12 protein-coding genes are annotated in these 11,844 nt (G+C 67.0%); 10 read left to right on the top strand and 2 right to left on the bottom strand.

The annotated features are described in order from the left end of the window. Positions 1-34 precede the first annotated feature (34 nt). From ACZ5R1_RS15255 to ACZ5R1_RS15240, 4 genes are all read left to right on the top strand, one after another. A complete protein-coding gene (locus ACZ5R1_RS15255; RefSeq protein WP_007159120.1) occupies positions 35-694 on the top strand; it encodes a PA1041 family peptidoglycan-binding anchor lipoprotein in 660 nt (219 codons plus the stop codon). Positions 695-784: 90 nt separating this feature from the next. Continuing rightward, on the top strand, positions 785-1,045 hold the full coding sequence (locus tag ACZ5R1_RS15250; protein WP_181083928.1) for a DUF1145 domain-containing protein: 261 nt from the start codon (positions 785-787) through the stop codon (positions 1,043-1,045). A 135-nt stretch (positions 1,046-1,180) separates the two neighbouring features. After that, the gene (dinG, locus tag ACZ5R1_RS15245) at positions 1,181-3,325 is read left to right on the top strand and encodes an ATP-dependent DNA helicase DinG (RefSeq protein WP_027602729.1); all 2,145 of its coding nucleotides are present in this window, start codon (positions 1,181-1,183) and stop codon (positions 3,323-3,325) included. Positions 3,326-3,460: 135 nt separating this feature from the next. Then, a complete protein-coding gene (locus ACZ5R1_RS15240; RefSeq protein WP_464712480.1) occupies positions 3,461-4,606 on the top strand; it encodes a serine hydrolase domain-containing protein in 1,146 nt (381 codons plus the stop codon). Between the two features lie 18 nt (positions 4,607-4,624). Here ACZ5R1_RS15240 and ACZ5R1_RS15235 read toward each other — a convergent pair whose 3' ends face one another. Both ACZ5R1_RS15235 and ACZ5R1_RS15230 read right to left on the bottom strand, forming a co-directional pair. Then, a complete protein-coding gene (locus ACZ5R1_RS15235) occupies positions 4,625-5,218 on the bottom strand; it encodes an NYN domain-containing protein (RefSeq protein WP_464712479.1) in 594 nt (197 codons plus the stop codon). Between the two features lie 256 nt (positions 5,219-5,474). Continuing rightward, a complete protein-coding gene (locus ACZ5R1_RS15230; RefSeq protein ID WP_144960361.1) occupies positions 5,475-5,894 on the bottom strand; it encodes a hypothetical protein in 420 nt (139 codons plus the stop codon). A 254-nt stretch (positions 5,895-6,148) separates the two neighbouring features. Here ACZ5R1_RS15230 and ACZ5R1_RS15225 point away from each other — a divergent pair, with 254 nt between their 5' ends. The 6 genes from ACZ5R1_RS15225 (at position 6,149) to astA (ending at position 11,842) form a co-directional block, all read left to right on the top strand. After that, a complete protein-coding gene (locus tag ACZ5R1_RS15225) occupies positions 6,149-6,994 on the top strand; it encodes an OmpA family protein (RefSeq protein ID WP_042135705.1) in 846 nt (281 codons plus the stop codon). Between the two features lie 80 nt (positions 6,995-7,074). Further along, the gene (pdxH, locus tag ACZ5R1_RS15220; protein ID WP_044342727.1) at positions 7,075-7,722 is read left to right on the top strand and encodes a pyridoxamine 5'-phosphate oxidase; all 648 of its coding nucleotides are present in this window, start codon (positions 7,075-7,077) and stop codon (positions 7,720-7,722) included. Between the two features lie 133 nt (positions 7,723-7,855). Next, positions 7,856-8,320: an outer membrane lipoprotein gene (locus ACZ5R1_RS15215; protein WP_007159112.1), complete on the top strand. Its 465-nt coding sequence runs from the start codon at positions 7,856-7,858 to the stop codon at positions 8,318-8,320. A gap of 185 nt (positions 8,321-8,505) precedes the next feature. Continuing rightward, entirely contained in the window at positions 8,506-9,726 is a 1,221-nt protein-coding gene (locus ACZ5R1_RS15210) for an aspartate aminotransferase family protein (RefSeq protein WP_042135701.1), read from the top strand. Between the two features lie 62 nt (positions 9,727-9,788). Further along, positions 9,789-10,808: an arginine/ornithine succinyltransferase subunit alpha gene (gene aruF / locus ACZ5R1_RS15205; protein ID WP_007159110.1), complete on the top strand. Its 1,020-nt coding sequence runs from the start codon at positions 9,789-9,791 to the stop codon at positions 10,806-10,808. 26 nt (positions 10,809-10,834) lie between these two features. Continuing rightward, a complete protein-coding gene (astA, locus tag ACZ5R1_RS15200) occupies positions 10,835-11,842 on the top strand; it encodes an arginine N-succinyltransferase (RefSeq protein WP_027602736.1) in 1,008 nt (335 codons plus the stop codon). Positions 11,843-11,844: the final 2 nt, after the last annotated feature.

Below are 11,844 nucleotides of genomic sequence, written 5' to 3'. Positions count from 1 at the left end.
AACTCGCGGTACCTGGTCTATAGGAGACCCCTTCATGAGCAAGAGCATCGCAAGGACAGCTTTACCCCTCATCCTGGCAAGCACCGTGCTGGCTGGTTGTGCGGGCGGCGTACAGAAATCCGATTGGCCGGTCTGCGCTGCGGTCGGCGCGCTGGTCGGCGGTGCGGCCGGCGCTACCCAGAGCGGTAACGTCGCCGGCATGGCGGCCCTGGGCATAGGTACCACCGCCGGCGCCTATTGCTGGGTGCATGGCAAGGGCAACGAACAGGTCGCCCGCATGGAGCCCGCTCCGGCCCCGGCTCCGGCGCCCGCACCGGCTCCCGCACCGGCCCCGCTGCCGAAGCAGGAAGTGATCACCGCCCGTGATCTGCACTTCGCCTTCGACTCCGCCGCCATCGATGCTCAAGACCGGGCTCAGCTGGACGGCATCGCCGGTCGTCTGCGTGGCGAAGCCGCCAGCACCCGTCTGTCGATCACCGGCCACACCGACAGCAAGGGTACCGACGCCTATAACCAGCGTCTGTCCGAGCGTCGCGCCAAGTCGGTCAGCAACTACCTGATCCAGGCCGGTGTGCCGGCAGCCAGCATCGTCTCTGTGAAGGGCATGGGCGAGCGTCAGCCGATCGCCACCAACGAGACCGCTGAAGGCCGCGCCACCAACCGCCGCGTCGAAATCCAGATCGACCGCGAGTGATGCATCGGCGGCGGACCCTGGTCCGCCGCCTTTACTTTTTCCGGCTCCAGGCGTTATGGTCCGATCCATCTCGTCCTCCTGCTGGAATCCATGAAAACCCTGTCCCTTACCGGCAAAGTCCTTCTCCTGCTGTTCTGGCTCACCGCAGCCGCCGCCATCGCTCTGCCTCTCGCTCGTCCTTTCCCACAATTGCTCGCCCTGGTCGCCCTGGCCCTGCTGCTCCTGCACCTGGGTGAAGTCTTCGCCAGTCGTCGTGCCCTGCGCCTGCGTCGCCATCCCTGGCTCGACCGCCTGAGCCTGCTGATCTTTGGCGCCTTTCATCGGCTGCCGCCGCAGCTGCCGGTGGCCTGAGCGGCCTGCGACCTCAACGTCGGGCGCATCCTGACGACAGGCGCGTTATCATAGCGCCCAAGATCCATTACTGTAGATGCATACAGCGCTCGTCCGCCGGACGTGGCGCTGCTTTGCCATCGCCCGGAACCAGGCATGCTCAGCACCGAACTCAAGACCCAGATCCAGGGCGCCTACACGCGTTTCCTCGAAGCCAAGTCGCTCAAGCCACGCTATGGCCAGCGGCTGATGATCGCGGAGACCGCCAAGGGCCTGGGTGCCATCGCCCAGGACGAGGAGGGGCATCGCGAAGGCGAGCCCGCCGTGGTGGCGGTGGAGGCGGGCACCGGGACCGGCAAGACCGTGGCCTATGCCCTGGCCGCCATTCCCGCGGCCAAGGCGGCCGGCAAGCGCCTGGTGATCGCCACGGCGACGGTGGCGCTGCAGGAGCAGATCGTGCACAAGGATCTGCCGGACATCCTGCGCAACAGCGGCCTGTCCTTCAGCTTCGCCCTGGCCAAGGGGCGGGGGCGCTATCTGTGCCTGTCCAAGCTGGACATGCTGCTACAGGAGGGCCAGGCGCAGAACGCCACTGCCCAGCTGTTCGCCGAGGATGGCTTCAAGATCGATGTGGACGAGGCGTCCAACGAACTGTTCGGCAAGATGATCGAGCGCCTGGCCGGCAATCGCTGGGACGGCGATCGCGACAGCTGGCCGGAAGCCATCGAGGACGTCCAGTGGTCGCGCATCACCACCGATCATAGCCAGTGCACCAATCGCCATTGCCCGAATTTCCAGCAGTGCGCCTTCTATCGGGCCCGCGAAGGCATGACCAAGGTCGATGTCATCGTCACCAACCATGACCTGGTGCTGGCCGACCTGGCCTTGGGCGGCGGCGCCATCCTGCCCGATCCCCGCGATACCCTCTATGTGTTCGACGAAGGCCACCACCTGCCGGACAAGGCAATCGGCCACTTCGCCCATTTCACCCGGCTGAGATCCACCGCCGAGTGGCTGGAGCAGATCGCCAAGAACCTCACCAAGCTCCTTGCCCAGCACCCCTTGCCGGGCGATCTCGGCCGGCTGGTGGAGCAGGTACCGGAACTGGCGCGGGAGATCCGCACCCAGCAGCAATTCATGTTTACCGCCTGCGAGGCCCTGGCGGATTTTCGCGCGGGCGAGGACATGGAAGGCCGCGAGCGGCCGCGGCATAGATTCGTCGGCGGGGTAATTCCCGAAGACCTGCGCGAGATGGGCATCGAGCTGAAGAAAGGCTTCGCCAAGCTCACCGATCTCTTCACCCGCCTGACCGAGATGCTCAAGCAGGCCATGGATGGCGAATCCAGCATCGGCCTGGCCAGCTACCAGGCCGAGGAGTGGTATCCGCTGTTCGGCAGTCTGCTGGCGCGTTCCCAGGGCAATTGGGAGTTGTGGACGGCTTTTACCTGCGAGGATCCGGAAGACAGCCCGCCCATGGCGCGCTGGATGACCCTCGCCGAAACGGGTTCGCTGTACGACATCGAGGTCAACGCCAGCCCCATCCTCGCCGCGGAGATGCTGCGCCGCCACCTGTGGAACGTCGCCTATGGCGCCCTGGTGACCTCGGCGACCCTGACCGCCCTGGGCACCTTCGACCGCTTTCGCATGAGATCCGGGCTGCCGCGGTCGGCAGCCACCGCGGTGGTGCCCAGTCCGTTCCGCCATGCCGAGGCCGGGGTGCTGCGGGTGCCGGATCTCAAGGCCGATCCGCGCAACGCCGCCGAGCACACCGCGGCCATCGTTCGCGAATTGCCGGCCATGCTCGACGGCGCGCGTGGCGCCCTGGTGCTGTTTTCTTCGCGGCGGCAGATGCAGGACGTCTTCGATGGCCTGGAGCGCGACTGGCGCAAGCGGGTGCTGATCCAGGGCAACCTGTCCAAGCAGGAGACCCTGAACAAGCACAGGAAGCGCGTCGACGACGGCGAGGCCAGCGTACTGTTCGGCCTGGCCAGCTTTGCCGAGGGGGTCGACCTGCCCGGCGCCTATTGCGAGCACGTGGTCATCGCCAAGATTCCCTTCGCCGTGCCCGACGATCCGGTGGAAGCCGCCCTCGCCGAGTGGATCGAGGCGCGCGGTGGCAATCCCTTCATGGAGATCGCCGTGCCCGACGCCTCGCTGCGACTGATCCAGGCCTGCGGCCGGCTGCTGCGCACTGAGCAGGACAGCGGCACCATCTCGCTGTTGGATCGCCGCCTGGTGACCCAGCGCTACGGCAAGGCCATCCTCAATGCGCTGCCGCCGTTCCGGCGGGAGATCCAGTAATTCGTGGCCATGGCGGTCCGCCGATGCGGCCGCTCCTACAGGTAACCCTAACCGTAGGAGCGGCCCATGGCCGCGATCCTATCCAAACTCCCTGTCAGCGCTATCGGTAAACACCTTAAACCCCCAGGAGCCCCCATGACCGTCCACGGCTATCACGACCTGAGATTCGAATCCGTCCGCGAAGCCTTCGCCGAATTGCTCGCGGCCGGCCAAACCCGCGGTGCGGCACTGTGCGTCCAGGTCGGCGGTGAAACGGTGCTGGATCTCTGGGGCGGGATGGCCGACAAGGACGGTCAGACGCCCTGGCACACCGATACCCTGCTCAATCTGTTCTCCTGCACCAAGGCCTTCACCACGGTGGCGGCGCTGCAACTGGTGGAGGAGGGCAAGCTGGCCCTCGATGCCCCGGTCGCCGAACGCTGGCCCGAATTCGCTGCTGCCGGCAAGGCCGACATCACCCTGCGGCAGTTGCTCAGCCACAGATCCGGCGTTTCCGCCTTGCGCGAACGCCTGGCGGGGGATGCCCTGTACGACTGGGACACCATGACCGCCGCGGTCGCCGCCGAGGCTCCCTGGTGGACGCCTGGCATCGCCCATGGCTATGCGCCCATCACCTTTGGCTGGCTGCTCGGCGAGCTGATCCGGCGCGCTGATGGCCGTAGCCCGGGCGAGGCCATCGTCGGCCGTACCGCCGGGCGCCTGGACCTGGATTTCCATATCGGCCTGCCGGCCAGCGAAGACGAACGCGTCGCCCATATCGTGCGTGGAAAAGGCGTGCTGGGCGACGCCGCGGCGCAGCGCCTGCTCAAGACGACCATGAGCGATCCGGCGGCGCTGCCGACCCTGGCCTTTGGCAATCCGTCCGGAGTGCTCACCAGCACCAACAAGGCCGAGTGGCGGCGCTTCCAGCAGCCGGCCGCCAACGGCCACGGCCATGCGCGCAGCCTGGCGGGCTTCTATGCCGGGTTGCTGACTGGCGATCTGCTGGAGTGGGAGACCCTCAGCGAGGCTCTGGTCGAGCACAGCCAAGGCGAGGACCGCACTCTGCTCACGCCGACCCGCTTCGGCCTTGGCTTCATGCTCGACCAGCCCGACCAGGCCAATGCCACCTACGGCTTAGGCCCCCAGGCCTTTGGCCATCCGGGGGCGGGCGGTTCGACCGGCTTCGCCGATCCGGAGCGCGAGGTGGCCTTTGGCTTCGTCACCAACACCCTCGGCCCCTATGTACTGATGGATCCGCGCGCCCAGGCCCTGGCGCGCGCGGTGGGGGAGTGCCTGTAAGGACCTCGCGACGGGCGGCTAGCGGGCGATGGCCGCCTCGATGTCCTTGAATTCGATCACCCGGACATAGGGCGCGATCTCGCCGCTGATGGAGAAGTGCGCGCCGATCACCGTGACTTCGACCCCTTCGTTTTCCACCAGGTACTGCACCACCTCGTGAAAATCGCCGTCGCCCGCGACCAGGTACAGCTTCTTCCAGCCGCGCTTGGCATGGGAGCGCATCAGGTTGAAGGCCAGGCCGACATCGACGCCCTTCTGGCTCTTGGTGGTGTACTGCTCGCCGGTCACCGGATGCAGGATCGGGCCGCCGCCGGCCGAGGCGGGCCATTCGTGGGCCTTGCTCTGCAGCCAGTAGAGCTTGACCCTGAGACCGGCGCCCTTGTGTGGGGCCGAGCTGAGAAACTTGTTGAAGTTGGTCTGGGCGACGGTGGGCGGATCGCTGTCGCAGTTGAAGTAGTAGGCGTCGCCGATGGGTTCGCCCGCATCCTGCTCGATGAAAAGCCGCAGTTTGAGATAGTCGAATTTGGCGCCATATACCGAACCATTCCAGGCGCTCAGGGCGTAGGCGCCGTCGACAAACCAGGCGACGCCCGTTCGAGTTGTAGTAGCCATCGTATTGCTGGGACCAGGTTTTCTACCGTTGATGGGCGCACACCCGCACGCGGGATACGCGGTGCCTATTGTGGGCTTAATTCCCGGTTTGCGCCTCAGCTAACGCGAAGGAATTCCAGGGGGTGCATGCTAGAGCGCCCGAGAGGGTGAAGGCGTCGCTCCAGGCGACGGGCGAGGCGACCACCAGTTCGGTACGAGCGTCGTGCCAGGCCGCTGGCAGCAGCTTCAGCGCAGCGGCCGGCTGGCACTGGCGTAGTCAGATCGCCGTGCTGTCGCGCCCGTCGCCGGCGTGGGCGGCATCGACGATCAGCGTCGGCTGCAGCAGCCGGATTCGCGGTGCTACGTGGTAAGCACCGTCATCGTTATGTCGCAGGTAGAGCCGCTGGCAGCCCAGGCACCGCCACAGTGTGCTCTGGTTGCAGGGATAGAAGCGCGGCGCGATCGGGGCGGCGCTCGCCCAGTAGTGAGTGCCAGCAGGGTGATACTCCTCAAGGGTCGACTCCTCGGGCGCATGGCGCGCCAGGGTGCCGACTCGGGCGAAATCCGCTTCCCGATAGCCCACTGGCCAGGCTGTCCATCCCGACAGATCCCGCTGCTGGCAATGGCAGGCCTGGGTGATGGCTGCAGCGGTGGCGGCCAGTTCCTTCAGGGTCGCGACATCGATGAAGTCTTCCATGCCCAAGCCTCCTGCTGGTCGGGCGACCTTGCGCCCACGGATCTCGATTGTCGCCTGACCTGTATGGATCTGGTCGAGGCGTGGCTCAAGACACGCCACTGGTCGGCGGATACGCAAATTTCGTGACTCCACCGCTTTGCCCGGCGTAGGTTTGCGGCCACAATCTCGAAACTACTTTAAGTTCACTCGTGCCGCCGGCTCTGGCCGGGGCATTGATTCACTCTGTCCTCCGGCTCGCCGATGGGAAACTTTGCATGAAGCTGATCAAATCCACCACCCTCATTCTCTGCATGGGCGTATCCGCCTGCAGCTCCTTCCAGGGAAATGGCGACCAGGCCGCCGCCCCCGCCAAGCCGGGCAATGCCCAGGCCAGCACCGCCACCAGTGGCAGCCACTGGTGGTGGCCGTTCGGCGGCAGCGACAAGGCGGCCGAGCCGGTCAAGCCGGTGGCCAAGGCCGCCGAGCCCAAGGCTGAAACCAAGGTCGCGGCGAAGGCGCCGGCGGCCAAGCCGGAGCAGGCCGCTGCGGCCGGCGAGAAGGGCAGTCACTGGTGGTGGCCCTTCGGCAGCGAAGACGTGAAGCCCGTCGCCAAGGCGGAAGTCCTCAAGCCGGTACCGGTCAAGGTCAGCAAGGCCTGGCTGGACGAGCACGAGCAGAAGCTGCGCGTCGCCGTGGCCGGCAGCAACGTCAAGGTCGAGCGTCGCGACGATGCCCTGGTGCTGGTGACCCCGGTGGACGGCTCCTTCAACCCGGATCGCGCCGAGATGCTGCTGCCGGTGATGCTCGGCCCGCTGTCGCGTTCGGCCAAGTCGGTGAGCGTGGATGAAGACAGCGCCGTGATCGTACTCGGCTTCAGCGACAGCACCGGTGCCGCCGCGCTCAACGACAAGATCAGCTTGCAGCGCGCCCAGGCCGTGGCGGCGATCTTCCGTCTCAGTGGCTACAGCGGCAATCGCCTGATCGTGCGGGGTCTGGCGGCCGCCCATCCGCGTGCCGACAACACCACCGCCGCCGGCCGCGCCGCCAACCGCCGCGTCGAGGTGCTGATCCAGCCGCGCGCCACCGTGCTGGCCAGCCTGCAATCCCTGGCCGCGCGCTAGCCGCAAAGCTTGTCCTGAAGCAGGCGAGCGGGGCGGGACTTGGTTAAGCTAGGTCGACAACGACCTAGCAGGAGACCTCCATGTCACCGTCCCTCGCCGATATGCGTCGCGACTACACCCGCGACGGCCTGACCGAAGCCCAGGCACCCGCGGATCCCTATGCCCTGTTCGGGCAGTGGTTCGAAGAGGCGGTGCGCACCGAGCAGCCTCCCGTCGAAGCCAACGCCTGCTGGCTGGCCACCGTCGATGACGAGGGTCAGCCGCATTGCCGCGTGCTGCTGCTCAAGGGCGTCGATGCCCAGGGCTTCGTCTTCTACACCAACTACGACAGCGCCAAGGGCCAGCAGCTGGCCAGGCAACCCCGTGCGGCCATGACCTTCTTCTGGCCGGCGCTGGAGCGCCAGGTGCGTATCGAGGGGTTGGTGGAGCAGGTCTCTACCGAGGAATCCGACGCCTACTACCGGGTCCGCCCGCTGGGCAGTCGCCTGGGTGCCTGGGCCTCGCCGCAAAGCCAGGTCATCGCCGATCGTCACGAGCTGGAGCAGCGCCTGGCCGCCGTGCAGCAGCGCTTCGCCGACGGTGAGCCGAGCCGCCCGCCGTTCTGGGGTGGTTATCGTCTGAGGCCCCAACGCATCGAATTCTGGCAGGGCCGCTCCAGCCGCCTCCATGACCGGCTGGACTACCGGCGCGTGGAAGGCGAGTGGCAGCGCCAGCGCCTGGCACCTTAAGGCGTTCGCAAGGTACCGGCGTTACAGTCGCCGGAAACCTCCCCGGACGCCCTGGGTCAAGGATAATAGCGATCTGCGCCAGTACCGCTGCCCGGTACGGCCAGTGTCTTTCAACTGCCCTTGGAGTTGCCCCATGAACAGAGTCCTTCAGCTCGCCGCCTCCCTGACCGCCGTCGCCCTGCTGGCCGGCTGCGCCTCCGATCAGTCCGGCGACGTCTATTCGCGCGATGAGGCGCGGCAGGTGCAGACGGTCCGTACCGGCACCATCACCGCCCTGCGCCCGGTCACCATCGAGGGCACCAAGTCGCCGGTGGGCGCCGGGGCCGGTGCCGTGGTCGGTGGCATTGGCGGCAGCGCCATCGGCGGCGGTCGTGGCAGCTTCGTCACCGCCATCATCGGTGCAGTGGCCGGTGGCCTGCTGGGTGCCGCCACCGAAGAAGGCTTCACCAAGGCCAACGGGGTCGAGATCACCGTGAAGGAAGACGACGGCGGCTCCCGCGCCTATGTGCAGGCGGTCAACAAGGGCGAGATCTTCCGCGTGGGCGAGCGGGTGCGCATCCTGACCGTCAACGGCACCAGCCGCGTCGCGCCCAACTGATCTGCCGGACGTACCCGAAGGTACGTCCATGCCCTTCCAGAACGGGCGTCCGAATCGCTAGACTGCGAATCGGATGCCCGTTTGCGTTTTCGCCCGTAAATAGTTGTCGCCTGGGCGCAATGCCGCGCCTGGAGGCCGTCCTACAATCCCCCTCAGTCACCGCCGTGATCGGCAGGAGAACCCCGATGTCCGCTTCTCAACCCAACGTGCAACGCGCCGCCTTCGATGAGGTGATGGTCCCGACCTACGCCCCCGCCGCGTTCATTCCGGTGCGAGGAGAGGGCTCCCGCGTCTGGGACCAGGCCGATCGCGAATACGTCGATTTCGCCGGTGGCATCGCCGTCAGCGCCCTGGGCCATGGCCATCCCGCGCTGATCAACGCCCTGACCGATCAGGCCGGCAAGCTCTGGCACGTCTCCAACATCTACACCAACGAGCCTGCCCTGCGCCTGGCGCGCAAGCTGGTGGACCACACCTTCGCCGACCGGGTGTTCTTCGCCAACTCCGGCGCCGAAGCCAACGAGGCGGCCTGCAAGCTGGCCCGTCGCTATGGCCATGACGTCAGCGGCGGCAGCCGTTACGAGATCGTCGCCGCCACCAACAGCTTCCACGGCCGGACCCTATTCACGGTCAGCGTCGGTGGTCAGCCCAAGTATTCTGATGGCTTCGGTCCCAAGATCGAAGGCATCCGCCACGTGCCCTACAACGACCTGGCCGCTCTCGAAGCCGTGGTCTCGGACAAGACCTGCGCGGTCATCCTCGAACCCATCCAGGGCGAGGGCGGCGTGCTGCCGGCCGACCAGGCCTACCTGGAGGGCGCGCGTCGCCTGTGCGACGCCCATGGCGCCCTGCTGATCTTCGACGAGGTGCAGAGCGGGGTCGGTCGCAGCGGTCATCTCTACGCCTACCAGCACTATGGCGTGGTACCGGACATCCTCACCACCGCCAAGAGCATCGGCGGCGGCTTTCCGCTGGCGGCCATGCTGACCACCGAGAAGGTCGCCCAGCACTTCAGCGCCGGCGTGCACGGCAGCACCTATGGCGGCAACCCGCTGGGCTGCGCCGTGGGCGCCGCGCTGCTGGACATCGTCGCCACCCCGGAAACCCTGGCCGGTGTCGCTGCCCGTCATCAGCGCTTCGTCGCCGGTCTGGAGCAGCTCAATGCCCGCTATGGCCTGTTCCAGCAGATCCGCGGGCTGGGCCTGCTGATCGGCGCCGTGCTCAACGACAGCTGGAAGGGGCGCGCCAAGGACATCGTCACCGCCGCCAACGAAGAGGGTCTGATGATCCTGCAGGCCGGTCCCGACGTGCTGCGCATGGCGCCGAGCCTGATCATCTCCGAGACCGATATCGACGAAGGCCTGGCCCGCCTGGATCGCGCCCTGGCGCGTCTCACCCAAGGCTAATCTCCGGACGCGGGACGCGTACCGCTGGCATCCAGGGATGGATCCGTACACAAGGAGTTCTCATGCTGGTAATGCGCCCTGCGCGCGCGGCGGATCTGCCCCTGGTCCAGCGGCTCGCCGCGGATAGCCCGGTTGGCGTCACCTCGCTGCCCGACAACCCCGAGCGGTTGCGCGACAAGATCCGCACCTCGGAGTCGTCGCTGGCGGCCGAGGTGGGCTTTCATGGCGAGGAGAGCTATTTCTTCGTGCTCGAAGACACCACCAGCGGCGAGCTGCTGGGCTGTTCGGCCATCGTCGCCTCGGCCGGTTTCTCCGAGCCCTTCTACAGCTTTCGCAACGAGACATTCATCCACGCCTCGCGCGAGCTGAAGATCCACAACAAGGTGCATGTGCTGTCGCTCTGTCACGACCTGACCGGCAACAGCGTGCTCAGCAGCTTCTATGTCCAGCGCCCGCTGCTCGACACCCCCCACGCCGAACTCAACTCCCGTGCCCGCCTGCTGTTCATGGCCGCCCACCCGGCGCGCTTCGCCGAAACGGTGGTGGTGGAAATCGTCGGGCTGGCGGACGATGACGGCGAATCGCCGTTCTGGAACGGGGTAGGGCGCAACTTCTTCGATATGGACTACGCCGCCGCCGAGCGCCTGTCCGGGCAGAAGAGCCGCACCTTTCTCGCCGAATTGATGCCCACCTATCCGCTCTATGTACCCCTGCTGCCCGACAGCGCCCAGGAGGCCATGGGTCAGGTGCATCCCCGCGCCCAGATCACCTTCGACATCCTCAGCCGCGAGGGCTTCGAGACCGACAACTACATCGACATCTTCGATGGCGGTCCGACCCTGCACGCCCGCACCACGGCCATCCGCTCCATCGCCGAGAGCCGCCTGGCGCCGGTGAGCGAAGGGGCCCCGGCCGGCGAGGAGGCGCCCTGGTTCCTGATCGCCAACGACGGCCTGGAAAACTTCCGGGCACTCGCCACGCCGCTGCGCTGGGCGCCTGGCGAGCCCGTCGTCCTTTCCCCCGAGCAGATCGCCACCCTGGAGATCGCCGAAGGCGACCGGGTTCGTCTGGTAGCGCTGTAGCCGACCCTAGCGTCTTTGGAGGTCCGATGATCGTCCGTCCCGTCACCCGTGCCGATGTGCCCGCGCTGCTGCAGCTGGCGCAGGCGGCCGGCGCCGGTCTCACCACCCTGCCGGCCAGCGAAGAACGCCTGGCGCAGCGGGTGGAGAATGCCGAGCGCAGCTTTCTGCGCCAGGCCGAATCCGCCGATGCGGATTATCTCTTCGCCCTGGAAGAAGACGGCGAGGTCATCGGCATCGCCGGGATCGCCGCCGCCCTGGGCCTGCGCGAGCCCTGGTACAACTACCGGGTCGGGCTGACGGTGAGCGCCTCGCGCGAACTGGACATCCACCGGCAGATCCCCACGCTGTTCCTGGCCAACGACATGACCGGCAGCTCCGAGCTCTGCTCGCTGTTCCTGCGCGCGGATCGCCGCGGCGGCGCGGCTGGGCGCCTGCTGTCCAAGTCGCGCTTCCTGTTCATCGCCGAATTCCGCGAGCTGTTCGCCGAGCGCATCATCGCCGAGTTGCGCGGCATGTCCGACGACCAGGGGCAGTCGCCGTTCTGGGAGGGCCTGGGCCGCCACTTTTTCAAGATGGAATTCTCCCAGGCGGACTATCTCACCGGCATCGGCAATCGCGGCTTCATCGCCGAGCTGATGCCGCGCTTCCCGCTCTATACCTGCTTCCTGTCGGCGGAAGCGCGCCAGGTGATCGGCAAGGTACACCCGGACACCGAAGCCGCTCGCCGCCTGCTGGAGGCCGAGGGCTTCAATTACCAGGGCTACGTCGACATCTTCGATGCCGGTCCGACCCTGGAAGCCGAGACCGCCAAGGTACGCGCGATCCGCGACAGCCAGCGCCTGGTGCTGGCAGTGGGCACGCCGGGCGATGACGCCGAGGTCTATCTGATCCACAACCGCAAGTGCCAGGACTGCCGCATCACCAGCGCCCGCGCGCGCCTGGCTTCGGGCACCCTGGTGGTCGATCTGGCCACCGCCCGCGAATTGCGGCTGATGGCCGGCGCCCAGGTGCGCGCCGTGCGCCTGATGCCCTGAGG

This window comes from Pseudomonas sp. Pso3 (genome assembly GCF_055393275.1).
This window is presented reverse-complemented; position numbering and strand designations above follow the sequence as displayed.

Coding starts and splice junctions, on each gene's coding strand:
- ACZ5R1_RS15255 (WP_007159120.1), top strand. CDS start 35: ATGAGCAAGAGCATCGCAAGGACAGCTTTACCCCTCATCCTGGCAAGC.
- ACZ5R1_RS15250 (WP_181083928.1), top strand. CDS start 785: ATGAAAACCCTGTCCCTTACCGGCAAAGTCCTTCTCCTGCTGTTCTGG.
- dinG (WP_027602729.1), top strand. CDS start 1,181: ATGCTCAGCACCGAACTCAAGACCCAGATCCAGGGCGCCTACACGCGT.
- ACZ5R1_RS15240 (WP_464712480.1), top strand. CDS start 3,461: ATGACCGTCCACGGCTATCACGACCTGAGATTCGAATCCGTCCGCGAA.
- ACZ5R1_RS15235 (WP_464712479.1), bottom strand. CDS start 5,218: ATGGCTACTACAACTCGAACGGGCGTCGCCTGGTTTGTCGACGGCGCC.
- ACZ5R1_RS15230 (WP_144960361.1), bottom strand. CDS start 5,894: ATGGAAGACTTCATCGATGTCGCGACCCTGAAGGAACTGGCCGCCACC.
- ACZ5R1_RS15225 (WP_042135705.1), top strand. CDS start 6,149: ATGAAGCTGATCAAATCCACCACCCTCATTCTCTGCATGGGCGTATCC.
- pdxH (WP_044342727.1), top strand. CDS start 7,075: ATGTCACCGTCCCTCGCCGATATGCGTCGCGACTACACCCGCGACGGC.
- ACZ5R1_RS15215 (WP_007159112.1), top strand. CDS start 7,856: ATGAACAGAGTCCTTCAGCTCGCCGCCTCCCTGACCGCCGTCGCCCTG.
- ACZ5R1_RS15210 (WP_042135701.1), top strand. CDS start 8,506: ATGTCCGCTTCTCAACCCAACGTGCAACGCGCCGCCTTCGATGAGGTG.
- aruF (WP_007159110.1), top strand. CDS start 9,789: ATGCTGGTAATGCGCCCTGCGCGCGCGGCGGATCTGCCCCTGGTCCAG.
- astA (WP_027602736.1), top strand. CDS start 10,835: ATGATCGTCCGTCCCGTCACCCGTGCCGATGTGCCCGCGCTGCTGCAG.